Here is a 26,839-nt window from a genome sequence, read left to right on the forward strand (position 1 = left end):
TTGTTATTCAGATTTCGAACAAAGGCGAACAACTTCAAACGCTTTCGAACGAATTCAAACACTTTCAAACAAATCCGAATTTTTTAGAACGGAAGCGAACACTTTCGAACAGATTCGAACGTGGGCAGTGGTTTTCTCCCTAGCCAGCTATCGCCGGTACGTCGCAAAATGCGTCGGAGCGACGCTCGCCGACCCGGCGGAGCTGGCCAGGAGAAACCCCTGGACCCCTGCTATTCGCCACCGGCTCATAGCTAATCTCAAAAGACATATGCAAAATCAGAAAACGAAAGGTAGACCGCCCAAGGAAAAGGGCACTGCCAAAAGAGAACACTTTTCAGTCTGGGTGAGTGCTGAACAGAAAAGCCAGATTAATCAGATCATAGAGAAAAGCGGGCTTTCCGCCAGTCAGTATTTCTTGACATTGGCCTTGGACGTCCCTTTTAAAAAGCCTCAGAAAAAATCGCTCCCAAAAAAGGTCGCCAACACAGTCCGAATACTGGAACAGCTTTCGGGTATCCTTTCGCTGGCAGTTTTAAAGACCAAAGATCAGCAGATGCTTTCTGCCCAATGGCAACAGAGCAGTCAGCGTGTCCGGTTACTTGCTGATCTTATCACCTTATGGGTATTTGAATCCTTTGAGATCCGTAGCACAAAGCAGACGCTCGATAGCCTGCGTTCATGGTTAAATGAGCTTACTAATTTTCTGTCCCTGTTTCCTGATGAGCTTGAAAGCAAGCAGCAACTTATTGAAGAGGTCCGGTCGAACGCTCGGCTTGCAGGCGACCTGCTCGATAAATACGAAGCCTACTATCGAGCCCCACTATCAGAACTAGAACGGGCTTGGAAAGCAGTGAACGCTGACGCCAGCTCAGTGCATCACGAGATTGAAAGTGCGCTTGCCACATTACTTAAAATGATGAAGACATGATTGGGAAAGCAAGTTTGGGCAGTAACGCGAAAAGGCTTATCGAGTACTGCTACTACGACAAACAGGTTTCGTCGAAAATGCAAAGAAAGCTGGATACGGAAGAAGTCCGTGGAGAACTGGTCTACATACAGAATCTGGGAATCAAAATACATCCGGATGGAAAACTAGACCTGGATTATCTGATCAAACAATTTGAGAATAACCACTCGCGGAATACGCAGCTGACCAAATACATCTGGCATCAATCATTTAGCTTCGCGCCAGGCGAAAGGCCTAACAACGAGACCATCACCAGCATCACTACTGAGTTTGCCAAGGAGTTTGGGTTTGAACAGAATCAAATGCTTGTCTTCAAGCATGAGGACACAAACAATCACCATTTTCATATCGTTGGAAACCGGCTCAACCATAACGGGAAAAACACCGCCGATCACTTTAAGAACTACGCCCGAATCGGGACATTCTCTCGCAAAATAGAACGTAAACTGGGATTAGTCCAAGCACCTGATATGCGCATCAATCAGCGAAGGACACAGGAACTATCGATAACCGACCATGCACATTTGAAGCTTAGACAGACGATTGACAAGCTATTGGATAGCGTAAAATCCATTGATCAGCTTGAAAAAGAACTCGTAAGTGCGGGATATAAATCTTACATCGGGCGTGGCATCGCATTCTTTAATATACATAAGAAAATTAAGATCAAGGGCTCTGATTTGGGGCGTGACTATTCGCTTTCTTCTCTTGAAAAGCGGTTGGCTCAAAATTTGGAAATTGGCCTTAAAAAAGAACTAAAACCGGATTTAAAAAAGCAGAAAAAACGCGGTTTGGGTTTATAGATGCAGGCTTTCGTAAAGAATAGCCTATTTTAGCCAAAAATAACCCATTACACCCATGAAATTGAAAGCAATTAAATTCTTTTCCCCGGAGGAAAACATCTCCAAAACCAAAGTGGTCGAAAAGGCCGCACCACTTCCAAAAGGTTACATATCTAATTCCGGCAAGCTTGTTTTCCCGGCAGCCGCACTACGCGACCTGGGAATTGATCCGGAATCTACCCATTTCAAAATTGGAACCCAGGAAGGCAAGCGAAAAATTAAAACCGTATATCTTATCCCGGCAGCAAGTTCGGATCAAACTTTTTCCTTCGAAAAAAGTGGCAGAGGCCACGTAATTCCATTAGCCGTTATTCTTAAAAAAGGCAACGTCAACTTCGAAAGCGAAAGGCTGATCTTCAAGATTTCCACTTTTGATTTTGATCAAACTACCAAAGGCTTCGAACTGGCAATCGAAACCGAAGCGCCAAAACCTGAGTATACCGGAAAACCCCGTGGCAGAAAGCCTAAAGCTGCGGTTGATGCGGAATAAAAACACCAAAAAATGCAGGTAACCGGTCCCGGTTACCTGCTCAATATCGGGTCACGTTTGCTTACTGATAATTAAGCTAACCCAGTTGTATGTGCCCCCTGGCACTTAGTGAAACCGCCAGTGGTTTCACCCTGCGGCTGTACAAGCAGCCTCTGTGAAAGTTCATTCTACCAGCACAGCAATCCCAATCTTTAAGGCTTTGCGCTCTATCTTTTGTTTGAGGCCGTAATATCCCCAGTTCCTGAAAAGGAAAGGGTCTTCCTTTGCTTGCTGCTCCTTATCTGTCTGGTCTACGAGCAGCAAAGTCGCTGCTTTATTTTTAAGGCATAGATCAATTAACCTCTTACTGTATACGTGCTGCTTGTGCGAGACATATCGCTTCTCTGATTGTATCAGCTGATCGATGCTCGTTTTCCGGAGCTGCCTTCGACTGTTTTGGTTCATGAAGGGCATTGCTTTTCTTTTCCGCCGGATGGCGGCCTGGATAGCGAGCCTCTTGTATAAATACTCGTCTTTGCTTCCGATTGTATAACGTTTGTGGCCTACCGAAACGATGATCGGGTAATCAAGCGACAAACTCGCCTCTGCAATGATATCCTGGTCAAGCGGTTGCTCCTGCCGTTCTGTTTGAAAAACAGCAAGCATAAAAATCTTTCCTTTGTCAAGCACCAGTGAGCTGGTGCAAAGCCTGAGCTGACCAGCAAGTAACCTTTGAAGCATTTCCCGCTTGTCATGACCAGTTTTTCCCAGGTATGTCCTGAACGGAAAATCGAATAACGAAAAGTGAAACACTGTCCCTTCCTTGCTACTTCTTAGCTTCTTGACATCAGTTCCTTTGAATGGGATCGGGATTTCTTTTCGAAAATTGGGCATTCCGCTTTCACCGCTAGCTAACGCTTTGCTCATCTTGTTGAAACTGGCAACTAAATTTCCGTTCAAGGCGCTCATGATGTGCATCGGGATACTGCCTTTGTAGTTTTGGGCAAGCACCTGGTAGCTCGTGTTCATTCTGGATGTCGACAGCATCCCATACTCGTCCCTTTTGATGTCAGCGAGTCTTGCCCGTACGCCTTCGGTCAGATAGAGCATTTCCCTGAGCTGCAGCTGGACATAGTGATGGGTATAAATTTGGTTAGCGGCTTTGAAGCAGATGTAGCGCCATTGGTAGAGCGTATCCATAATCTTATTCTTCTGATCGATGTCGTCTGAATCGATCAGAAGGCGGATCTTCCGGGTGGTGAAAAGCTTTTCCATGATCTATCTGCCATTTTGTTTCCAGTGATTTTTGACGAGTTGGTATGCCTTGATATAGTGCTGTTGTACCTGGGTTTGCGGGTAGCCTAAAATTGATGCTATGTCGGCGAACGACTTCTTTTGGTCTTGCCTCAGCTCAAACACCGCAGCCTGCTCACTACTCAGTATATGATCGTAAGGGTGCGGCTGCTTTGCTTGCCTTATAGGCACAGTCGCGCGGGGCGCTACCATCCTTTTAAGCTCCTCTATGGCCTTTTGGATTTCGCTGGTCACATGTAGCGTATTCGCTCCTATTCTTTTCGCTACCTCGCGCGCGCTATGCCCATCTTGGAAATGAAGGCTGGCTATCAGCTGGCGCTGTTTGGGCAGAAATGTGATCGCTTTCGAGATTTCATTCCACCTTTTCCCTTCGGTGCCGTCCTCGAAGTAGCTATCCAGATCTGGCTTTTCGCCCAGGGAAGGTTCGAGATGGTCTATTTCAGTCATTTTCCGGTATATCTGGTATGCCGGTTTTTGCACTTGCTTTAACACCTGCCAACGAAGGTTGAGGCGAATAAACCGGTATGCGTGAGGGAGGCTTTCAATCTTATCGCGGTGTGCCCAAACTTTAAGATAACATTCGTGTAGAATGCAGCTTACTAGGAACTCGTCATTGACCAAACCTCTACCAATGTAGAGCAGGCTGTCATAGGTGCGTTTGTAAAAATAATCAAGTGCTCGCTCGTTACCGTTGCGGAAAAGCAGCAGGTATTGCTCGTTGCGTGCGGACGTCTTGGAGAGTTCATGAAGTGCCATAGCATTTACGATAACTTGGGCAACAAAAGAAAATAGCAGCTCTATGAGTGCCGACAATCATTCATCTGCACACGTTATGCGAACGATTGTTAAAACAAATATATCGAAAGTTACCAAAAGACACACATGTGTGTACTGAAAATTTTTACGCTTCCCGTACTTAGTCCCAAGCATGAAGGACCAAGACAACATTGGCAGAATAGAACAGTACGTAATCGACTACGTCAGGGAACTACGTGTGACTAATAATTTGCTTCAAGAGGATATTGCCAGTATTCTTGGAACTACAAAAGCATTCATCAGTAATGCGGAAAGCACCAATCATCGGGCTAAATACAATCTCAAACACATTGATAAGTTGGCCCAGTATTTCAATCTCTCTCCCAGGGACTTCTTACCTGAAAAGACGTTACAATAATCGGATTGTGTTCGGGTCATAAATTGCAAATCGACTTGGCACTTTCAGTCGCTCCTACAAATCCATATTGGGACTGCTGCAAACATATAGCTTACATATGGTCAAAGCTGGAGACGGGGCTAAGTCGCTGGCCACCCGAAGGACATCAGCAAGATCGTGATCAGTGCAAACGAAAGTTACAAAGCAAAAAATGACGGTTGCAAGCCTGCACTCCGTTATCCGGCTTTTTAGCTGATCGCTCGGCAGCCAGCCGCACCCTAAACCGCCGGATAGGCTTGCGACCAAGGGACAAGCCCCGTCATTTTTTCTTTGATCGATAGGCAGCGATTGCCCTGAGCACAGAGCCGGGGCCTAAGCAACTTAAATGCCTTTCATTCATGAGAAATCTTGAAAGTACTCCTAAAATCTATGTTGGAACCTACAGCCAGTACAACAATGGGTCGCTGTTTGGTAAGTGGTTTGACCTGACGGACTTCGCTGATCTCAAAGAATTCCTGCAAGATTGCTACGAATTTCATCGAAATGAACTGGATCCAGAGCTGATGTTCCAAGATTGGGAGAACATCCCGGATTTTTTGATATCAGAATGCAGCCTACATAAAGAGGCATTTACATATTTCGAGGCCATCGGTGAAATGGACCATGAGACTGCCGAAGCATTCGAGATTTATTGCAAACAGATCAACTATTGGCCAAACAATCGCTATGAGCTGGAAGACCAACTTGAAAGTTTCTGGGAAAGCTACCGCGGATTCTTTGGCGGCTCGATGAAAGATGCGACGCTCGAATACGCTTACCAGTATATAGAAGAGACTGGCCTGCTCTCAGGCGTGCCCCAGTCGCTCGAGCGGTATTTTGACTACGAAGCCTTCGCAAGAGACTTGTTTTTAGATGGATACAGCGAATATGAAGGTCATGTTTTTGCAGATTATTGATTAAGAGATTGAGTGCGATAACTGATGATGTCAAGTTGTCGCACTCAATCACTAGATCATTTTATGCAAGATGTCTTATAGTTGAGTTTTCTGTTCGCGAATTGCAAACAGAGTCTGGCCCGCTTCATTCGGAAATTTTATGAACACAGATGGATCAATTTGAAATGTATTGCATGACGATTTCTTCGAAAAGTAGCGTCAGTTATAGAATGCGAATATTCTTCTATTTCAATTTCCCACCTCTGGTAAAACCCGCCCAGAAAGGCTAGCAAGTATTTTTTCAAAAGTGCGACATAGTGCACTTTCACTATCCTTTATCAGTCAATAACAATTTTTAACATCGAAAAGAGCGCTTTAATGCACGTTTTAACGTATATTTGAATAATAGGTTTTACAAACGGGAAGGGCAATGCATCTTGGTAGCATACTGAAGGAACGAAGAAAACTTCTTGATATAACCCAGGAAACGCTCGCCGACATGTCAGGTGTTGGATTGAGAACATTGAAACAGCTGGAAAGTGGAAAGGGAAATCCTACCATCATCACATTAGAGAAAGTTGCCGATGTACTGGGAATGCAGCTTGTTCTGCAAATCAAATCGATGGATCAATAGCTATGAGGGAGGCGGAAATTATGTACAAAGGCGAAGTTGCTGGCAAGCTAATCCAGCATAACGACGGTTCGTTTAGCTTCACCTACGAAGATACCTGGATAACAAACAGCCAGAAACCTCCTGTTAGCCTCACTTTGCCGAAATCAGCCAAGGTGTATAACGCTAAAACTCTTTTTCCTTTCTTTGCCAATATGTTGCCGGAGGGCGTCAATAAGCATGTTATCTGCCGGTCCCTGAAAATTGACGAGGACGACTATTTTGGGCTTTTACTGAACGTTGCGCAATACGACGCAATTGGAGCTGTCACAGTCAAACGGACAAACGACTCGGCATGAATATACCCATTATCAAATACTGTCCGGGTACATTAGCCGAAGGCTATGATACTTACAGCAGGCAATGCCTGAAAAGAATGTTCAATGGCGCGAAAGTATCACATGTATTACCGTATGACTCGCCAGCTTCCGGGGGCCTTGCTAACATAGCGTTCTTGCAGAGCCAAAGGCGAGTGTCAATTTCCGGCGTCCAAGAAAAATTTTCCATAATTCAGGTCAAGAGTAAGTTGAGATTGGTTGGAGAGGGCGAGCAGGGAACGCACATCCTTAAACCGATACCCACCATCGGGAGTAATCCAGATCAAATGCCAGCCAATGAACATTTGACGATGCAAATAGCCCGCCAGGTTTATGGCATTGATACGGCAGACAATGCACTTATTTTCTTTGAAAACGGTAAACCCGCATATCTGACCAAGCGCTTTGATGTACATGACGGAAATAAAAAGCAGGCGGTAGAGGATTTCGCGGCTTTGGCCAACAGAAGTCCTCAGACCCACGGGGAACATTACAAGTATCTGGGTAACTATCTGGACCTCTTCAACGTAATGAAGAAATATCTTCCAATCTATGGATTAGAATCGCCTAAACTATTTCAACTAATCATGTTCAATTATCTATTTTCAAATGGCGATGCCCATTTCAAGAACTTCTCGATAATTGAAACCGGCATGGGCGATTTTAGGCTGAGCCCCGCATACGATCTTCTTAACAGCCGCCTTCATGTAAATGATTCCGACTTTGCACTGGAAGATGGGCTCTTGCCCGCCCAACTATCAAATGGGAATATTGCCAGACGATTCCATACACTTGGAGAGCAAGCAGGCTTGAATACAAAATCGATTGCATCCATCTTCAACAAGATGCTTTCAAATTCGGAAAAGGTCGAAAGCTTGGTCAATGCTTCATTCTTGAATGATCGTTCTAAAAGAAATTATCTCCAGGCATATCAGACCAGGCTAAAGAGGCTCGCCAAGGTTTGAAATAGCCACCTATGTCTAGCATCCGCGACCCAATCTCAATGTAAGAAGCAAATATTCAACATATTCAAATGACTAACAATGAATATATAACACCACATAGATCTATCAGAATTTTGAGTTCTCCGTGCATCATGGAAGGGATTTCTACAAGATAGAGGTCTTGCTGGTTTTCAATCCGTTAAGTCAATCGTTCAAATCCCTCGCTTCGCTGCGAAGCGGATCTGACTGTTCGTTTCTACGGAAGTTGTTACTAAGTGGAGGGCCTATCCGGATCCGATATCGTAGTCCTAACGACAACCCGATTTGCGACGCGTTGGGTCGTTTGCTCGTCGATAAAAGTGCCAAAAATAACAGAGGCGAAAGCAAAGTAGCCACATCGCCCTCCTTTCATTAAAAAATCATCTCTATGAATTAACAGGCATAACAGTTAAATCAACCTTGACGCTCATGCCCTGTTGATTTGCCACACGACCTGTGCAATACGGTCGATGATACGCTTCATCGACAGCCTGATCCGATGGTCGGGCGGCAGCGGTCCGAAAACCAAAGTTCGGAACGCTCCATTGTAGGCTGCTACAAGGTCCGGCCAAATCCGATCCAGATCAGAAAAGACCAATGCCTGCGAAGGATGGATATAAAGCCAGTCACTATTGTTTCGGAAACTTTGTTGATCGTCCCGCGCGACCTTATGTATCATCTGCACAAAATCCGGCGAATTGAAAAATCCGGAAAGGTCATCCTGGGCCAGCATCTGGTGAAGGTCATAAACATGCCGGATTTTGCTACGCAAATCCCTTACCGGGTTTTCAGTGTATGAGAAGCGGACAAGGCTCATAATCTTCTCGCACAAGGTTCGTTCCGCAGCCAGTACTGACACCTCAAAAGGCAGGAGCCCGTACTCTGCCGCTAAATCGGCCTGTCCGCGCGACATCATCATCTCATAGATAAATGAAGCAACTTGTCCCTGGGATGCAGGTTCCGATGATCCGAGCCAACTCGTTTCCAGGATGATCGTGTCCCGTACCTGCCCAAAATTTCCGTCAAAAACTTTAGAATACGAATGCACCGTTTTACGGATCATTCCCCTCTTGTTGGTAATACCCGGTGCTTCTACTTCCGGGATAAGCTCCGAAACAGCATTACTGATTTGCTTCAAGCGGTCCTTTAAACGGTTGGCAGACATACCGACATCCCTCACAACGACCAGATCGATGTCTTCACTGAACCTGTTGATATAGGTAAAACACTTGGAAAGCGCCGTACCGCCTTTGAAAACCGTATATTTCGCAGAAGGCCCTTCGAAGATACGCCGGAGTGCGAATGTGACCCAGTAATCTTTTTCAATATAAATCTCGGGTAGGCCACTGTACTGAGCCGTAAAGGTTATCGCATCGCGAAACAGTTCCTTATTTTCATGCAGTCTCATTGAATGTTCCATTCCGCAGCCAAAGGCAACAATGTATCGTTAATTCCCAATTTGAAAACGGTCAAAGGATTGAGGCTTTCCTTTAAAGCCTTTGCAATGGCTGTCTTCCCTTCGGGAGACAAAACTGCTCCAAGTAAAGCGCGGACACGCGGCGGGTATTTCAATGCGTATCCAACAATCTCTTTCAACCTGCTTTCGGTTAACTGCTGGATCTGGCTTTTTATAATCCCGATCGCCGCTTGCATATCGACATTGGGAATATCTTTCAAATCCTTTAAAGCATCCAGCAGCTCAAGTAGTTGATAATTGTCTTCGGTGACGTCCACATAACTTTTGACTGCCGTCGCACGTACAGTGCCCCGGTTGACAAAAATCCGCCTTTCACGGCTGGCTATCTGGATAATGGCTGGAATCTGGGTCGTCAGTCCCATTTGGTTATAAAGATAAGTTCCCGTGATGTAGGCGATCCTTTGTCCCTCACGGTACAAATAGGATTTGAGCACCTGTTCCTCACCAGGACGCTTTTCGCCAAAGACCGTCGTTTTTGGTTTATAGAAGATACCTTTGGACAGTTTTCTAATCAGGCCTTTCTGTTGCAATCGTTCAAGCACCTTCGCCGCTGACGGGTACTGTTGTGCAGGTATGGTTAGCTCTCCATACCCAAAGCTGGTATCTTCCTGTATGCCCTGAATCTGTTGCTGTATAGTCTTAGATAGATTAGCCATACTACGAATGTATCAGATCGGAACCAAAATGTCAAGTTTTTTGATCAAAAAACTTGACATTTCTTCGGATAGATAATCGCGCTAAATTAACCATGCTTGGAAAAACCAGCTAAAATCCCTTTCCACCGCAACCTTATTATCATAGATATCGCGTCCTGGAACTTCTCACCCCAAAAGGCTTAACTGACTTCTGATCCTATTCAAGAACGTCTAGCCCCTCCAAACGCCGTCGGATCCAATTTTGTTCACATACCAGTCCCTTCACTGCCAGTGCATTATATAAGCGACCATACCCCACCATTAAAAGCGCAAGCCGGACACAAGCCAACTCAAAACTCCCCGACAACCTCTGACGCAGCCAACAGATCGTCAACGGCTGTCTCCGATGAAAGTTGTATACTTATACATATTCGCCTTATGTAGATCCGCTTTCAAGTAACCAATTTTACGACGAATAGCCTCTGAATTAATTTGGAGGCGCTCTAATCCGGCCCCGAAGTGATAGAGGTTGTCGTTGAAGTCGTCCTCTAAGTAAATAAGGTTATTCATTCGGTTTCTGTAAATAGTACCCTCCTTATGCATTTGTAACGCGAAGTAATAGTACTGAGCAGCCATTTGATACTCTGTCAACGCGTCCAGCCCAATGCTGTCTTGAAAACCAATTAGATCAATTAGTCGCTTATCCAAGTTTCCCCGACGCTCTGTTGGTTCAATGATGCGACATAAATGCAAATGCTTTAACCAAGATCCTAGGTCCATATGAATTTTAGCAAAGAACGAATAGCTTAATATATAGTTATGACCAAACGTATTTACAATACGTTTCATTTGGATAAGATTAAAAATTGAGTTAAGAACCAAGCCTACATATTCATCAAACCAAACTTCCTTGTCGGCACATTCTTCAAAGGACTTTTTAAGACCTTCAATTCTTCTGACACTGTCTTTTTTTGGACCAACAGGAAAGAACGAACCTCGCTTTACATCATATAACTTACAGTCATGGAAGTAGTAGTTCTCCCAGTGTGACTTTCTTCCGAATAGACGAAATGGAATATTTCGATCTTTTCCTTCCATTTCAAAATAATATCCAAGACGAATTGTCTTCGCCAGGTACGAGTCCATCAACATTCGATTACACCTTGTGTGCAAATCAAGCTCCATCAATCTAGTAATCTGATGGCTCATGCTGTTGTATGGCGACAACAATTTATGTTCTGGAATAGACCGAAATTGTTCCTCCAAAGAGTCAGATGACTTAGGGCGTGAGAACTTGAAATACTTCATCCTCAAAATTGCATAAGCCAAAATAGTTTCTTTCGTGTCGGGGTTATTAGACAGGCTTCCATACAATTCATTTGAAAATTCATGAGGAGTCCGACTTGTATGTATGTCAAAATAGTCCTTGTACTTCCCGAGCTGTGGTCTGTCAGATGAATGACTCATTAGGCTCGACAATTCAAGTATTCTCCTTATCAAATTAAATTCTAGGCAACGAAGCGCCTCATATACCTCAACACCGACGCTCGTTAGTCTAACTGAACGGAGCACAAAGAGAATTTTGCGCATTTGGAAAACCGCATTAGATCTGTCACCACCTTCTAGATAGAACAAGGCAGATAGATAATAAAGATGAATTAAAAACCTCGGATGAATTTTTTCGCCCCAATCTCCATTAACACTCTTCCTATTCTGGAAATAGCTTTTGAAAAGCCGAGCGCGCGACTCGAAAATCTGATTTTTCCGGAGCTCCGACTCACTGTTGACAAAGTAGAAGCATCCAAGTGCCTCACTAACATCTATACCGTCGGAGCTTAATACAGGTAGAAGAAAATCTCCAATCTTTGCAAGAATGTGCCCAAAACTATTCAATCGACGAGTATGTTGAAGGCTTCTGTATGTCACATTTTCGCCAATCCTGGGCGAAATGAGCTTAGGACACTCTCCAAGTAAATCAGAAATACTATTATTACTGCTTCCTAGAAGCGTACGAAAAGAGATCTTGTAATATATGTAAGCCGCAATAGAAATTCGCGCATCAGAATTAGAAGTAGATCGATCCATGAAAGCACGTAACTCCCTTTCACTTTCCTCGACCACAGGGATGGGAATATGGATAGAAAAGCACGTCGTTATAGCATCAATTGCCAACTTCATATTTTGGACGGAAGGATGTTTAATCGAATTCATCCACACTTCGTTAATTTTTTGTGGTAATACCATATTTTTGAAATACAAAGCGGTACCAATGCCACCGAAGTAAGAGGCCATGAGGATGTCTCGATTTTCGTAATCGTGCTTAAATTTTCTCAGCAAACGGACAAATCGATCTACATTATGCTTGATCTTTTGAAATGTTATTCCTTCTTGTAATTTCTCTTGAAGATACAAGGTAGCCAAAAATGCCTGCATCATTATTAGCATCAGTTCACGATATATTATTTCGTGCTTTTGTGAACTAGAAAGTAATATCTTTGAGCCTTCCTCAATAACTCCAGCATAGTGCCCAAGAGCAAATTCGTACGCCTTAATCTTCTCATAGGTTAGCCCTAGTTTAAGCTTAAGAAGCATAAAACTAGTTATTTGATTAGCATATAAAAGTCCGCTTGGATTCAGCATGTGTAATGCGTCCTGGTAAGATATAATCGCATCTTGGTATTCCTCGTCTTGAAACCTCGCATCGCCTAACAAACGGTTTAAAAATACAATCGAGACAACAGGCCCCTGATTATTTGAAGACGAGTGCACTAATCGTAAATGACGAATCTTCGCCTGCAAATGTGCTTTTATCGAAAAAGTCTCGTCCAGCGTAAAATTAAATGCAGCTGCTTCGTCTTCAAACAACTTAGAGATATAGGTAATCTCATTATGTGTACGATCATGAAACTTATACTCATAAAGCCCAGATTCCGTACGCCGAATATGGTTTTGCGCCAAAAATGAAACCAATTCCTCCAAAAATGGCCTTGACACAGGAGTTCTGCTAGTGGCAAGAATTTCCGGAAGCAACTCAAGATTCTGAGCAGAAAAAGCAAATGGATGAAATTTGATAAGGTTATCAATGAGATAAGAGATTGACACGAGAGTGTTATCGCTATATCTTTTCATAAATGAACTATTTATCGTAAGAAACGGCTGGAATAAATACGCCGTATAGCCTAGTCTATATTGGTCCAAATAGGAGAAAGACAGATAGTGGGTATTTTGTTCAGGAGGAAATATATTCACTAAAATTGACTTACCCGACTCAGTCAAACTGCTATTGCAGTCCATCTCACATATATATTCTTCAAGTATCTTTGTAATTTTCTTCGGCGAGCCATTGCTACGATATACCAGGTATCCAACAAAGTTTTGAAGCGTGAAGATCACCTTTCTTGCCTGCTGTTTTGTAAGCGCCGGCAAATGCACGTTATTTACAATTTCTTCATCCTCGTGGTTTTCTACTATACCCTCAGTCAAAATCTTATAGTATTGCGAAAAAAAATCCCTTCCCTTAGGGCATCCGCTCAGCAGGATACTGTTAAGAAAATCCTCGACCAATCCGCCAATTGCCGACACCTGGTTTTCTACACCGGTTCGATCTTTTAAGAAACTATCGACATATATGACTTTGTGAAAGATACTACTAATAGAAGATTGCCGATCTGATATGTCAGCCAAGGCCGCCTCAAACATTTCTCGACCAGCGATAAAAATAAATTTTGCTTCTGCTTCATTAATAAAGTATTTCAGAGAAGCCAAAATGCTGGTAATTAAATATCTTCTCTCTCGCAAATCATTCAAAAAAGTCACTTTTCCAGCATTTTGCTCCGACAGCGATTCTACATTTTCAAAGTCCGGATCAACCTTATCCAATTCGTCAAATACAAAAATATATTGGTAATATTCCTTTAAGTTGCCAATAATGTCAATTAGTTCATTTTCTATTTCCCGCGGATTTGCGATTGGATAAACCTTCTGATGTTTGTTAAAAAGAGATGACATAGACATTGCAAAACTATCCTGCAATTGATCCTCCTTGGTTACTTGCGCATTACAACGATCATGCAGGATTTTAAGGCGTTCATGTAATCTAGAAATTGGTATCTTTGTGTTAACACATTTTTCAATTGTCGATATATATTTGATTGATGCCATAATTAATCCAGCTGATGTTACTACGACAGCAAGTGCTTGGATAGATAATATCGGATTTAGCTCTGGTATGCCAAAATGTTCATATGATTCAAAAACCCAATCGAGATTCAGGAAAAGTTCAGGAATATACGTTAATACAAAAATAATTGCTAGAACAGACCAGAAAAGCGCGGATACAACCACCCAGATCCGCATTGACCTGACAATCGCTGTCAGCTTAGAATTTATCCAAGATATAAGCTTGTGGAGAAACATTGCAAGAATTGCTGCAAGCGTAGCTATTCCAACGAGGTTTTCAATTACCGTCTTAGAATCATCACCGGGGACGGAGTGAACTAGATAAAAATTTATACTTATCAATAGAATGGTTATGAGTGGCCACAACCAGCCGAAAACGTTTCCCAGGCTAGACCATCGCGCTATTCTATATTGCGGGGTATCCTCTAAACTGGATAACAACTGGTTGACAATGTGCTTTAAGATGTCGATATCTTTTAGCTGGGATTGAGCAAGGCTTATGAAGAATGTTTTGATTTTAACTGTTTCTTCGATGTGTTGTTTACCAGGTGCTCTTTCGATTACCTTAGAATCACCAAGTTTTGCAAGCACCTGTTTCACGAAGCTAGTTTTTCCCATGCCTCTATATCCCGTAACAAGATATACACCCTTTCGAGTTTGACTTTTGAGTATGTCCGTAAACGAGTCGATTATCTGCCTCCTCCCCAAAAAACCATCTTCACTTCCTTTCAAAGATTGATGTCGGTACTTGTAGCCACCCGGAATCTGGAGGTATATCTTTTTTATCTGGGAGTTAGTAGCATAGTCAAACTCGTCCGATTTTCGCTCGGTCTGCTTTTGAGAAAATTTATCAGCAGTCATATATTCTACTGTTGGTTGTTGTAGAGGAGGAATTTTATTATCAAAGCACAAACAACACTCATTTACTGATAGTTATATCATAAATATAAAAAAAAAGAAACTTTGAAATTTACTATTTTGAGAATTGGGCGATAGACGAAGTGGATTATAAAATCGCGTAAACTTCAATTCCTCTTACTTTACGAGTCGCCAATTAACTTGTGTTCTGCGGTCGCTGATACGCTGCATCGATGTCTTGACCTGATAGTCGGGGGCAATATCCCAAATACCAACTCTGGAATATTCCGTTGTGGCCGCCGCGAGCCCCTGTTAAACGTTGCCCGGATTCGAAAATATCAATGCGTTGGATGGCTCGCTGTACCAGCGATAATTGTTATTTCGGAAACTTTGCTGGTCGTGTTTTGCTAACCAGTGCAACATAAGATCAAAAACAAGGCGAATTGAAAAATTGAGAAAGGTCGTCCTGGAACAGCATCTGATCACGATCACAAACAGGTCAGGTTTTAATACGCAAATCCCTAATTTTCGCTTCGGTATAGGAAAGGTGACAAGGCTCTGTATCTTTTGACATAAGGGCCGTTCCTGTGACAGCACCAACACGTTAAAAGGTAGAAGCCCATATTTGCTGCTAAATCAACTTGTTCACGAGACACCATCATCTCGTAAATAAATGAAGTAACTTTCTCTTTGAAGACAGGTTCGGAGGATCCTAGTCAACTGGCTCCCAGGATAATTGCGCCCCTCACCTGGTGAAAATTCCCCTTCAAAAACTTTTGGATAGGAATGCACCGTTTTACGTGTCATTCCTATCTTGTTGCCATTGGCAGACGCAAATCAAATGCTGGATCTCCAAATTGCGCATATCTTTTGTATGGAAACTGCATCACCTTTCCTAATAATCACAAGTTGCCAGAATTGTTAGTTTATTGCCGGCCTGAATTTTCATGAAACTTCCCTTTTCCAGTTTGATTGTAGCAATGCTCGCGTGCGCTGCAAGCTCACACTGCGGCGTATTCGCTGGGATCACTACATGTGTTTTTGCATCAGGTACGCTTCCGATATCCCAGTTGCCCGCTTCAAACCAATCGGTACCAATCGCACCAGTCCAATGAGCCAACTTTCGGCCTACCTCGACCCTCAGCGTGTCTGAGCAACCCGAACTGTTTACTGCGACGATTTCGTAGGTACCTTCTGCCGCAGTTTCCGGATAGGCCGTGCCCCAATTGATCGTCAAGCCGGTACTATTCACCAGTGTTCTGAGATCAAAGGTCTCACTGGCGCACACGATCGCCACGAGCGTGTCCGCACCCAGCGCGGGTGCAGCCAGTACATTTGTGCTCTGTGCGTAAGGCTGTCCATTCACTGTGTAAGTCACGGTATGCGTTCCCAGGCCTGCCGTCGCTGGATCGAACGTCGATCCGGTAATGCCGGGGCCGGTGAAAACCCCGCCAGCTGGGGTGCCGGAGAGGGTTACCGGTGCCGCATTAATACAATATTCTGCTGCAAGGCCACTGAAACCAGCCTGCGAGTCGAATTTGACAAGCACCACATCCGTACTGAACAAGGTGCCGTCACGGGCAATCAGCAGGATTGAATAGGTCTTACCACGGTCTGTTTCGGCCAGCGTAAGCGTGGGTTTGCCAGCATTGGCATTGCTTAATGTAACGCCGTCGGGTGCCACCCAGTTGTAAGTGAGTACATCGCCATCCGGGTCCGAAGAAGCCGTGGCGTCGAGCGTTACGGTACCGGGCGCCGTTACCAGGATGTCGGCTCCTGCATTTGCCACCGGAGTTCGGTTTGGCGACAGTACGGCCCATGCTGCGCTCGCCATGCCCGCATCGCTGCGGCCGCTGCTGTACTTGGCCAGGCCCGCGATATTGGCATTGAGCGTATAGTTACCCGCGTCCGGACTGATAGTATTGAAGCCCGAAACGTTGTAAAGCGTGTCGTTGACAGGTTGGATCGTCAGCCCTGTAGTTGGTACTATCGTTCCGTTTCTTCTCAACTCGATCGCTGCGGCAAGTCCGCCGGCATCCAGCAATCTGGCAGAGAAAGCCAGCGGGATCGTCGTCGTCTGAGTTGCCAGTTTCTGGTTAGCAGCAAATTTCCATTGTGCGAAAAGCGGCTTCTGATCGATAAATATCGACTTTTCGGCCGTAGCGGTGCCGCCAGTAGCCGCGGTCGCCGTAACCCTGATCCGCGTCGGGCCGCCGCCGGACAGATTCACAACCGCGGAGCGTTGGCCTGCCGCTACATTGGCAACATTCAATAGCACTACCTCGCCGTTGGTCTCCACCTGACTGATGGTCACCTGTGGAGCCGGGGCGCTCAGCTCGTAAGCCACATTCAGCGAAGTGCCGGAACTGATGCCGTCCGTATTAGAAAAACCGCGGTCGGGACCTAGCGTCAGGCCATTAATGTTAATACCTGCGGTGCGGTCTACCGTCCAGGGCAGTTCACGGCTCCCGGTTCCTGCATTGCCGGTACTATCGACTACTTTGGTCAGGTCGACGGTGAAAACATAATTACCTTCCGGATAGGTCTGTACGCCGAAGTTGCCGGCAATCCAGGTCTTGGCATTCACATATTCCAACTGAGTGATGGATAGTGGGATATTCTCTCCATTGCGTGTCAGGTGCAATGCCGAGGTATTCAGCCCCACAACGCCCTCATCGAAACCTATATGCACAAAAGGCACATGCTGGGGATCAATTCCCTGGTCATTCGATTTATCCAACTGTACCACCGCAGGACCGGTGTTGTCCAGATACAGGGTAACCGACTGCATTACCGCTCCCGACACCTGGCTCTCCGATTTGATTTGCGGCAGATCCACCCGAAGCTCGTACGCGCCCATCTGCGTCATGATCGCCTGCAACCCTCCGAGTGTGAACAGCTTGTGATCGGCACTCACCGATTCGATCGTAAGCGCACCGGGCAAAAGCGCATTGTCTTTATAGATACCAAAACGTTCCGAAGTCGCGGTCGATACGTCGATCGGCAAGTTGAACAGGAGCTGAATGGTACTGAACGACGACGCCTTGCGACTGGCCGAAATACCCTGGAATGCCTGGACGATAGGTACGTCGAGGAATTGCGACCAGGTCACCTGTTTACCGGTTTGGCCGGGCGTCCCGAAAACGTCGGTGATGCCGGCGGCCTGCACTGTGAAGTTGTAAAATCCATTGCCGATCGTGACTGCTGAAAGATCCACTTCGAAACTTGTAGCATTGACAGGTGTTACTGTCACCCCCGAGGTAACGATATTTGGCCCGCCTTGCAAGGTCAGGTTCAGGTCTTCATAATTAAAACTGGCGGGATCGATCGCTTTGTTGAAATGTATCCGCAACTTCGAAATCTGGACCGCCGACACCTGACTCGGTGCGCCGCTAATGCTATCCACCCTTGGAATATCTGTGTTCACCGGCTTCCAGCGCACCGTGTAAGTCGTGGCGCCATTCGAGGCAAAATAATCCACCAGATGAAATTTGTTTTCATAAACTGGCGAACCTGCAACCGGCAACGTCACGAACGTCAGCCAGGCATTATCCAGCGGAATCGGCTGACCATCACTGCGCGTCACGCTTTCAAGTTCGTAGCGCCGTTGGCCCGGATCTTCCAGCATGATGTAGTTAAAGCCGGTATCAAAAGGTATCACCGAAAGTGTGTTGGTAAACGTAGGTGGGGAAACCGCCGCGTCGAAGCTACCGCTTGCTGCCGGAACGACTTTGGCCGTTCGCCGGCCCTGCGAGAAATAAATGATATCGGGTAGGTCGTTGACGTCGAAAATATCGTTCACCAGGAAGTCGTTGATTCCGTCGTCCGATGTGCCGTACAAACGAATACTTTTGGTCAGCTCATGCAGCTTCACGCCTTGTACCAGGCTTAGATCGGGGTTCCCCAGGCTGCTGGTATGCACCACTTTCGCATCGTACGCAACAAACTTACCCAGCAGCGAGCTCGTAAAATACCATTGCCCCACGCGTGACTGCAATGCAGGAATGGTACCAAAGTTGATATTTGTGATACCAAACTGGCGTGGCTGTCCCTGGAAGTTCGAACCGGTCAGGTTGAAATTAATCGCCAGGCCTTTCTCGTTGTCTACAATGGTCGGTTGCGCCGATGAAATCGTCATATTCCCAGCCGGACCGTAACCTGCATTGTCGACCAGGACCGCCAGTTCCGCCGGCACAGAAGGCTCTATTTCTGGCGAAGTCAGCGCATCGTCTCCCAAAATATTGCGCTGCATGAAGTAATGGAGCATCAGATTTGGGCTCGGGTTTACGGTGATCGGCACTGCCGACAATGGCAGCGTTACAACCGCATTTGCATAAGGGTCGAGGTAAGTAATCGTTCCTCCGAACCGGTACACTTTCGGTGTCTGCGGGGCCGCACCGATCTCCGGGATGAAAAGGAACCGGGCAATGCCTTTCTGGCCTGCATTGATCTCGCCATTACCGTTCACATCCGAAAGTCCGCTGAGGCTGCGGGTCTGGACTTCGAACAAACCATTGCTCGGCACACCATTCTCGTCGGTAATCGAAAGGTTTACCGCAATCGTCTTCATCGCATCCGTCGGGTGGCCGTTAAAAATTTCCAGCGTACCCTCAAACGCCTCACGGGTCATTGTTACCTGTTGCTTGAATTGGACTGTAACCGAGGCGCAGACTCCGTTCTTTTGGGCGTCGAGAATTTGGTTAAGGGCTTTCATAGATTCCTCATCCATAACGCTAATCGTCACGAATCCCTTGTCAACGGCATAATTATGAGCCTCTATCAAATTAGATACATAATCATCAACTTTGTTCCAATCGATAATGCCGGGATATTGAGCGTTCGGGGAAAGTACATTGTTATTTAATGCTTCAAGTGATGTATTCCACCTTGTAAAAAACGCATTGAGGGTTACAGTGGAAATGTCATAGCCTGCCATTGAATTAATTATTTCAACCTGGGTATTGGCTGATATTGGCGTCAAGTTGTCCAGGTAGCTGCTTACAAGAGGCACAAAAACTTCCCGCGCATCACTATTTAAAATATCTCCAAAATATTCCAACAACCAACTTTCAGTTGCCAAGTACCCATTTCTAGCAGCGGTCAGATCACTCCTAATGTTTTGAAGTGCAGCAGTTGGTAAATCATTGGTTGTATTTGCCATATATAGGCGTGCATTCATCCGGCCCCCACCTATTTCAATATCGATGCAATCGTCAAGTGCTTTTAAAACATCATTTATACATAGTATACGACCTATTTTAAATTCAGGTGCTTCTTTATCTGCAATTGAGCCGAGACGACCCTTGACACCGTTTTTCACACAATCAAACATCCCATCGTCCTTGTTATGGTCGTTCTTATCTAACATTACCCCAGCGTAGCAAAGAAGAAGTGCAGGAACTTCGCCCTTGGGATGACATCCAATTACTGCACCAGCCAAGCCGGTAATGCATTTAATGCAACTTTTTCTCTCTTGAGGCAATTCCGTCGGTGGCACCACCGGCGTTCCCAGGTTTGGATCAGAGGACCCGCCCGGACAGCCATTAGGACAAAGGATTTGTACACCAATTTCACCCAACCGCACCATCATCGCCGCCCACATATCGTACATAACCGCGTACTGGCTGGCTGAAACGGTTGGGCCGCCGCCGGGGCCGCCACCACTGCAATCCCGGGGATAGGTAAACGGAGCTGCTGCTGCTCCGGACAGTGTGATCTTTATATTACATATATAGATGTACACAACACCAATACCTCCTGCGCAAGGGCCGACAGCGTTCGAAGCGTTCAGCCTACCTCCTGTGAAGCCCTCCTTCCGGCGCATTACCACTGGGACCTGTATGCTCTGTTGCGGTAGAAGGTCGCCGGGGGTATAATTGGTGATAAATTCGAATTCCGGATCTTCGGGAAAGACCAGACGCACTTCTTCTGCTTTAATGAGTCCGTGGTTCGTCACGGTTGCGTAGAACTGGAACGTTCCTCCTTCTGGTAGTGCGGGCATCTGCCGCGGCACTTCGATCGTCACAATGGGTACAGGCACGTTCGTCTCGAACTTTGATTCCAGCGTCACTTCATATTGGTCCTGAATGGCCGTAGGTTCGACGTTCCAGCTGAATGTGATGGCCTGATAATTCAGGAACGCGCTATGCTCGACCGTGCGACCGGGATTGATTTCAAGCACATTCGAGTATGGAAGGTGCTGGTCCTTTTCGACGGTAATGCGGTGCTTGCCTTCCGGGACATTTTCGGCTGTGAAAACGCCGTCTGAACCGGTATACCCTTCTGCATACACCTGCCCGGTAAAGTAATTTTTGATTTTAACCAACGCGTCCTTCACCTTCGGCGCTCCCTCGGCGTAGTAGCTCAGCTGGTTGGTAACCGTCACTTTCGCCGTGCCGGATGATTCCGCTACTTTTTCAAATGTGAAAGGAATGGTGAACGTGTTGGCATTGGCACCACCGAATCCGACGCTGCCTGAAAGCGGATAGTTGAACGGGATATCTGCCGTCGCAAGAAATTTGAGGATAACGACGGCCGTATCCCCCGGGGCAAGGGGAGGCATGTTTTTACCTGTGACAGCCGTTATCCAGCTTGCATTTGGTAAAAATACCTGGATCGCTCCACTGGCCGACTTCCCTTTGTTCACGAGCATTATCTCCACATTCCGTTCCCCGGAACTTTGCGAAACACTCGCCTGAATGCCCGATATGTTTGCCACCAGCAGACCATTCGGCGCCTGGCAGTAATAATAGAGAGGCGTATTTTGAATAATCCCTTCATTCGTGCTAACCTGAAAATCAACAGCCTGGTAGCGATCACCGACAGACAACTCCGACCCAGTCACCGTATAGCCGAGATTAGCGGACGCGTTACCTGCCAGCGATGGTATCGTTTGAAACTGAATGCTCATCCCCGCGGGCAATGTTACCGGGGTCAGGGTCACGTTCGTCAGCGCTCTTCCGCTCAGGTTTTGAATCGTCAATGTGCCCGACAGCGGTTCATTGAGTGTCGCGGGAATGAGCGGTGCATTATTATCATTGACGCTCACGCCCAGGATGTCGAACGCGTCCTGGCCGGTTGTTTGAGCCAGGCCCGGGGCGCTTGCACCTACCGAGTAGTGACCTGCTTCGGTAGGAACGGGCGTGAATCTGGCCTGATAGTTACCCGTGGCATCCGTTACAGCAGACAGGTTCCGGCGAATGCCATTTGTGATCACATAGACTTCGACCGCCGCATTTGCCGCCGCGTTTCCACCCGAAACCGCAGCACCATTGATCACTACCTCGGTGCCTTTGGTAACATATTCTTGTCCCACGACGGCCGTCACGGTGTAGCCTGATTGCACCGTAAAATTCACCGGTTCTGAAACATTATTACTCAGCAAAAGCTCGGTCAACGAACTGGTTGGATTTACCCAGTAAAGCAGTTTGTAGGTTCCCGGGCTATCCGGGGCTCGCGTGGCGTTGATAAGCAGGCGAGTCTGGCCGGCCGGGACGGCTTCGGCGAGGGTGTTTTCCGAAATGAGGATATCCGAGCCGTCGATCACATTATCGGCTGACAAATAGCCGCGGACCAGCGTTCCGATGGGCGCAGTAGAAGATCCGGTGTTTTTAATCGTGACCTGATAGTTGAAAATCGCCCCGGTTGTAACGGCATTGGACGACGGCTGCACGGCGGTAATTTGTAGGTCGGGCTTGGTCAGATCGGTGACCACAATCCAGGTTGAGCCGGAAGAGAACCCATCGACGGTGGCTGAAAGGTAAACCTGTTGATTACCGTCGGCCGAGCCGTCACTGATGGTCGTAATGGGCACTTCCACGAAGCTCTGGCCGGCGGGTATGGTGGCGTTAGCGGGAACTGTGGCTTCGGTTTCGTCAGACGACAAAAGGTTCACCACCAGTTCCCCCGTTGTGGGTGTATTGCGTGTAATGCGTAGCGCGCCGGCATTGGACTGGCCTTCGGAAAGGGTTTGCTGGGCAACCGTCAATTGGAGCGAAGGGCCATCATTGTCGTTGATCGTGATCATGGAAGATACCGAACCGGATGTAGCCGACGGCGTATTACAGTTACACGACGCGACGAAAATCGAGGCGGTGACCGTCACCTGGCGCTGTCCATCGACAATCGTGTTATCCAGCACCCCGATGGCGAAAGTCTTTTCGTTTTCCCCAGCAGCTAACGAGATCGCGCCGGGCAAGATCAGCGCATTGGGAACGCTGGCCGACAAGTTTGCCGTAAATGCGACCGGATTACTGGTGAACGTTCTGCGCAACGTGGCCTGCGTGGCGCGCAAACCTGCCGATTCCGACAAACTCGCCGACGCCACGACCAATTCCAGATTGGGTAGGTCATCGTCGTTGATACGGATCGTACCTGTTGCCGGTTTGTGGTTTGCCGCACCTGCGGTAACCGATACGTCCAGGTCGATTTCAGGTACATTATCCTGCGCCAGCGTCACATTTGCCGACGCTTCCAATGCACCCGACGGGATTGTGACCGAAGGCGGAACCGGGAAACGGCCGCCATTGCCGCTTTGCAGATAAACGACAAGCGGGCTGGAAGGCGCCACATTGGTGGTAACCTTGAATGTTAACGATTGCCCCTCCATGGCGCTGGCAGGGAGTTGCGCAATCGATAATGTTGCCTGATCGTCGTCCACTACCGAAAAACTGGCAGAGGCTCCGGGATACCCGGCGGCCGAGACCTGTAATTGTTCGGTGGTCGTAGTTTCAACGGTGGTATTATCCGGGACACCGATGTTGAAAGTTATACCCGAGTGTCCTGCCGGAATGGATATCGATGCAGGAAAAGAGAGACGTGAAGGATTGTTGAAGGCCAGGGTTATGGGCAGTTCGTTATCGAGAGAGCCCGATCTGGTCACCGTTGCAGTGAGTACGGAAGTGCCTTCCGTTACCTGGTTGGACGACAAAGAAACCGTCAGAACCTTACGGATCGTCCATGCGCCCTGCTGGACACCGGTGTTGTTTACCTGTGCGCCGGGCGCTTCCATAGTTGACGATGCCGGTATCAGTTCTACCACAAATACAGCCTGATCGCCGACATTCATATGCGGGGGCAAAGTCACGTTGTCGTTCCTGGCTATGTGCTGGCCCGGTTCGAGCGTGCCCGCATTCGAGAATGTTATTTGTTTTATGAAAGTCCGATTCTGGCCACTGGCGGATTGGATATAGATCCTTTCAAACCAGTTTCGCGGGGAAGAAGCGACGCCGTCGTTATGGACATCCCAAGTGACGGTGACAACGTCATTGGCGCCGATCTCCAGCTGGCCGGACACAACATTTTTCACCACGAAATCTGCGTATTTCGGCTGAACTTCGAAATTTTGGCGGACGGCAATTGCGGCATTGTAAACACCATTGCCCGATTGTGTCGCCTCGATGATCACCGTGCCGGTTCCGGTTAAGGTAACTTGGTTTGAAGCCACCGTAGCGGGTCCGGAAACGATCTGAAAGCTAACCGCAAGCCCCGAGCTCGCGCTGGCAACTAATGCGAAAGGTACATCACCGATGGTTTTGGCAGGAACCGGTTCAAAAGTAATCGTCTGTGACCTTTTAATGACATTGAACGTCTGTTGCGCTTCAGCAGGCAGAAAGGAGGCATTTCCCGCCTGGCTGGCAGTAACCACCACCTGCCCGGGCACGCCCATGAATGTAATGGTATTGCCCGAAAGCGTCGCCACGCCAGTCGCCGGGTTCGTTACCATCGAGTAGCTTACGGGCAATTCGGAAGTAGCAGTGGCGGCCAACACAAGGGTATCGTCGATAAAGGCGTCTGGTATCGCCGGGAAGTCAACCGTTTGAGCAACCTGAATGACCTGTCCGACCCAGGGCACAAACTTGACGCGGTCGGAGACCTTATTACCTTCGCCTTCCGTGTTCAACGGATCGTGATAAGGGCCCGTCGGACTGCCCCAGTAAGTGTTACGCGCATCCACGGAATCCACGCCGATGTTCTGGATACCGAACTCCGAATTGCCGTAAATTTTGTTACCCTGTAATATCGGGCTACCTGTTGCATTGTAAACCCCTACTGCATTTCCATAAATGTCCGAATCCGTTATTTTCGGCGTGGGGGCATTGTTATAGATCGCGTAACGTTCGCTTTGTTTGATCGTTGAGTTTGAAATATCTACTTCACTGGTTTGCAGCATCATCGCATAGCCTCCCGCGGACTCATCCCCCATTTTTTCGATTGACACGAATTTTAGAATGGATTTGCCGCTGCCATTTTGAAAGTAAATTGTACCTCCGTGGGTTGATGAAGGGCTGTACTCAGGATTGGCTTTACCGCGAATACGGATCGAGTCCGTAACAGTTCCTTCTGCGAGCAAAGTACCATATATGTTAATGCTGGCTGAAAGCTTGTCTGATTCTATTAAAACTCCTGGATATACCGTTAGTTTCCGCCCAGTTGGAACAGTCAGATCCGTTGCAATACGATAGAAAGATTCGGCGTAGCCAAGGTTGGGAATAGATATATCCGAATCATAGGGACTATTGTTTAACTCGATAATAGCCTTTACATTGGAAAAATTCCCGGCTCCGCCTGCCCAGATAGAGATATCCCTTTGCTCACTATCGATGATAGAGACATTCTTAAAAGTCGGCGTCGCGCCGGAGGTAATAAAAACAGCATTGCCGCCAACGGACTCGTCTCCCATTTGTGCGATGGAGACATAATCCAATGAAGATTCACCGCTACCATTCTGAAAGTAAATAGTCCCCCCATGTGTCGATAAGGGGCTGTATCCTGGGTTAGCCTTTCCACGAATACGGATTGAATCGGTAGCAGTTCCTAATGCAAGTAAAGTACCATATATGCTAATGCTGGCCGAAAGCTTGTCTGATTCTATTAAAACCCCTGGGTATACCGTTAGCTTTCGCCCGGTTGGTACAGTCAAATCCGTTGTAATGCGGTAGAAAGATTCGGTATAGCCGAGGTTGGGTATAGATATATCCGAATCATAGGGACTATTGTTTAACTCGACAATTGCTTTTACATTGGAAAAATTCGCGGCTCCACCTGCCCACATAGAGATATCCCTCTGTTCACTACCGATGATAGAGACATTCTTAAAAGTCGGCGTCGCGCCGGAGGTAATAAAAACAGCATTTCCGCCAACGGACTCATCCCCCATTCGTGTAATGGAGACATAATCCAATGAAGACTCACCACTACCGTTCTGGAAGTAAATAGCGCCCCCATGCGTCGATGAGGAGCTGTATTCAGGATTGGCCTTTCCACGAATACGGATCGAATCTGTGGCAGTCCCTTCTGCAAGTAAGGTACCATAAACACTTATGTTTGCTGCAAGTCGGTCAGATTCAATGATAACTCCTGGATGAACTGTCAGCCTCCGCCCTGCCGGGATTGTCAAATCGGAAGAGATTCGATAGAAAGAATCATCATACCCCAAGCTAGGCATAATGATGTCCGTATCGAATGAAGTGTTATTAAGATCGATAATTGCCTTAATTTCAGAAAACTCCGCCGCTCCCCCCGGCCAGGTATAAACATCCAGCCCTTCGCTTTCGAGAATGGCAGTACTTTTGAGAGCGGGTGTTTCTCCATTCGCAATATAAACCGCGTAGCCTCCCGAATTCGTATCACCCATACGTTTGATCGATACATAGTCGAATGACGACGTTCCGCTGCCATTCTGAAAGTAGAGGCCTCCCCCATGGGTTGAAGCCGAATTATAGGTTAAATTTTCTATTCCTCGAAAATAAATCGAATCCGCGGCTGTCCCCTCGGCAATCAGAGTGCCGTAAACAGAGATATGAGCATTGTAATTCCTGGATTCCACCACCACACCTGGCTCGATGGTGAGCGTTTGGCCGGTGGGGACGGTGATCATCCCTTCAAACACGTAAGGGCTGTTAGCTTTTGTCCATACACCGGATACATCGCCGCTGACGATCGTTTGAGCGAAGATTTCGGTACAGAAAAAGACAATAATCAGTGCCGGCAAAAGGGCACGCAGGGGCGTAAAAAATCGCTTCATAAAGCCGGGAGGATG

Annotated in this window: 14 protein-coding genes; 8 read left to right on the forward strand and 6 right to left on the reverse strand. The window is 46.8% G+C overall.

The genetic code is table 11. From position 1 onward, the window contains the following. Positions 1-268 precede the first annotated feature (268 nt). The 3 genes from BMW93_RS01220 (at position 269) to BMW93_RS01230 (ending at position 2,299) form a co-directional block, all read left to right on the forward strand. On the forward strand, positions 269-928 hold the full coding sequence (locus tag BMW93_RS01220) for a plasmid mobilization protein (protein ID WP_090373376.1): 660 nt from the start codon (positions 269-271) through the stop codon (positions 926-928). After that, a complete protein-coding gene (locus tag BMW93_RS01225; protein ID WP_090373377.1) occupies positions 925-1,770 on the forward strand; it encodes a relaxase/mobilization nuclease domain-containing protein in 846 nt (281 codons plus the stop codon). The genes BMW93_RS01220 and BMW93_RS01225 overlap by 4 nt, the downstream gene beginning before the upstream one ends. Positions 1,771-1,882: 112 nt before the next feature. Next, a complete protein-coding gene (locus BMW93_RS01230; RefSeq protein ID WP_229240124.1) occupies positions 1,883-2,299 on the forward strand; it encodes a hypothetical protein in 417 nt (138 codons plus the stop codon). 162 nt (positions 2,300-2,461) lie between these two features. On the opposite strand, the gene BMW93_RS01235 is transcribed toward BMW93_RS01230, so the two are convergent. Both BMW93_RS01235 and BMW93_RS01240 read right to left on the reverse strand, forming a co-directional pair. After that, positions 2,462-3,553, reverse strand: coding sequence for a hypothetical protein (locus BMW93_RS01235; RefSeq protein ID WP_090373379.1), 1,092 nt, complete (start codon positions 3,551-3,553; stop codon positions 2,462-2,464). Positions 3,554-3,556: 3 nt separating this feature from the next. Further along, complete coding sequence (locus BMW93_RS01240) at positions 3,557-4,348, reverse strand: RNA polymerase sigma factor (RefSeq protein ID WP_143061568.1); 792 nt, start codon at positions 4,346-4,348, stop codon at positions 3,557-3,559. A gap of 172 nt (positions 4,349-4,520) precedes the next feature. Between BMW93_RS01240 and BMW93_RS36180 the strand changes: the two genes are divergently transcribed. From BMW93_RS36180 to BMW93_RS01265, 5 genes are all read left to right on the forward strand, one after another. Then, positions 4,521-4,766, forward strand: a complete 246-nt coding sequence (locus tag BMW93_RS36180; RefSeq protein WP_090373381.1) for a helix-turn-helix domain-containing protein — start codon at positions 4,521-4,523, stop codon at positions 4,764-4,766. Positions 4,767-5,143: 377 nt separating this feature from the next. Then, a complete protein-coding gene (locus BMW93_RS01250; protein ID WP_090373382.1) occupies positions 5,144-5,701 on the forward strand; it encodes an antirestriction protein ArdA in 558 nt (185 codons plus the stop codon). A gap of 409 nt (positions 5,702-6,110) precedes the next feature. Further along, complete coding sequence (locus BMW93_RS01255) at positions 6,111-6,314, forward strand: helix-turn-helix transcriptional regulator (RefSeq protein WP_090373383.1); 204 nt, start codon at positions 6,111-6,113, stop codon at positions 6,312-6,314. 2 nt (positions 6,315-6,316) lie between these two features. After that, positions 6,317-6,649, forward strand: coding sequence for a HipA N-terminal domain-containing protein (locus BMW93_RS01260; protein WP_090373384.1), 333 nt, complete (start codon positions 6,317-6,319; stop codon positions 6,647-6,649). Then, entirely contained in the window at positions 6,646-7,632 is a 987-nt protein-coding gene (locus BMW93_RS01265; RefSeq protein ID WP_090373385.1) for a type II toxin-antitoxin system HipA family toxin, read from the forward strand. The genes BMW93_RS01260 and BMW93_RS01265 overlap by 4 nt, the downstream gene beginning before the upstream one ends. A 445-nt stretch (positions 7,633-8,077) precedes the next feature. Here BMW93_RS01265 and BMW93_RS01270 read toward each other — a convergent pair whose 3' ends face one another. The 4 genes from BMW93_RS01270 to BMW93_RS01285 all read right to left on the reverse strand — a co-directional run bounded on the left by BMW93_RS01270 (position 8,078) and on the right by BMW93_RS01285 (position 26,824). Further along, complete coding sequence (locus BMW93_RS01270; protein WP_090373386.1) at positions 8,078-9,058, reverse strand: nucleotidyl transferase AbiEii/AbiGii toxin family protein; 981 nt, start codon at positions 9,056-9,058, stop codon at positions 8,078-8,080. After that, on the reverse strand, positions 9,055-9,783 hold the full coding sequence (locus tag BMW93_RS01275; protein WP_090373387.1) for a DUF6088 family protein: 729 nt from the start codon (positions 9,781-9,783) through the stop codon (positions 9,055-9,057). Before BMW93_RS01275 ends, BMW93_RS01270 begins: the two co-directional genes overlap by 4 nt. Before the next feature lie 369 nt (positions 9,784-10,152). Then, positions 10,153-14,802: an ATP-binding protein gene (locus tag BMW93_RS01280; protein ID WP_090373388.1), complete on the reverse strand. Its 4,650-nt coding sequence runs from the start codon at positions 14,800-14,802 to the stop codon at positions 10,153-10,155. A gap of 892 nt (positions 14,803-15,694) precedes the next feature. After that, on the reverse strand, positions 15,695-26,824 hold the full coding sequence (locus BMW93_RS01285) for a PKD domain-containing protein (RefSeq protein ID WP_090373389.1): 11,130 nt from the start codon (positions 26,822-26,824) through the stop codon (positions 15,695-15,697). Positions 26,825-26,839 lie beyond the last annotated feature (15 nt).

Source organism: Dyadobacter sp. SG02 (assembly GCF_900109045.1).
Taxonomy (GTDB): domain Bacteria; phylum Bacteroidota; class Bacteroidia; order Cytophagales; family Spirosomataceae; genus Dyadobacter.

Excerpts from the sequence above, each read along its gene's own strand:
- BMW93_RS01240 (WP_143061568.1), bottom strand. The coding sequence starts at position 4,348 with ATGGCACTTCATGAACTCTCCAAGACGTCCGCACGCAACGAGCAATAC.
- BMW93_RS01235 (WP_090373379.1), bottom strand. The coding sequence starts at position 3,553 with ATGGAAAAGCTTTTCACCACCCGGAAGATCCGCCTTCTGATCGATTCA.
- BMW93_RS01255 (WP_090373383.1), top strand. The coding sequence starts at position 6,111 with ATGCATCTTGGTAGCATACTGAAGGAACGAAGAAAACTTCTTGATATA.
- BMW93_RS01270 (WP_090373386.1), bottom strand. The coding sequence starts at position 9,058 with ATGAGACTGCATGAAAATAAGGAACTGTTTCGCGATGCGATAACCTTT.
- BMW93_RS01285 (WP_090373389.1), bottom strand. The coding sequence starts at position 26,824 with ATGAAGCGATTTTTTACGCCCCTGCGTGCCCTTTTGCCGGCACTGATT.
- BMW93_RS36180 (WP_090373381.1), top strand. The coding sequence starts at position 4,521 with ATGAAGGACCAAGACAACATTGGCAGAATAGAACAGTACGTAATCGAC.
- BMW93_RS01280 (WP_090373388.1), bottom strand. The coding sequence starts at position 14,802 with ATGACTGCTGATAAATTTTCTCAAAAGCAGACCGAGCGAAAATCGGAC.
- BMW93_RS01250 (WP_090373382.1), top strand. The coding sequence starts at position 5,144 with ATGAGAAATCTTGAAAGTACTCCTAAAATCTATGTTGGAACCTACAGC.
- BMW93_RS01275 (WP_090373387.1), bottom strand. The coding sequence starts at position 9,783 with ATGGCTAATCTATCTAAGACTATACAGCAACAGATTCAGGGCATACAG.
- BMW93_RS01225 (WP_090373377.1), top strand. The coding sequence starts at position 925 with ATGATTGGGAAAGCAAGTTTGGGCAGTAACGCGAAAAGGCTTATCGAG.
- BMW93_RS01265 (WP_090373385.1), top strand. The coding sequence starts at position 6,646 with ATGAATATACCCATTATCAAATACTGTCCGGGTACATTAGCCGAAGGC.
- BMW93_RS01220 (WP_090373376.1), top strand. The coding sequence starts at position 269 with ATGCAAAATCAGAAAACGAAAGGTAGACCGCCCAAGGAAAAGGGCACT.
- BMW93_RS01260 (WP_090373384.1), top strand. The coding sequence starts at position 6,317 with ATGAGGGAGGCGGAAATTATGTACAAAGGCGAAGTTGCTGGCAAGCTA.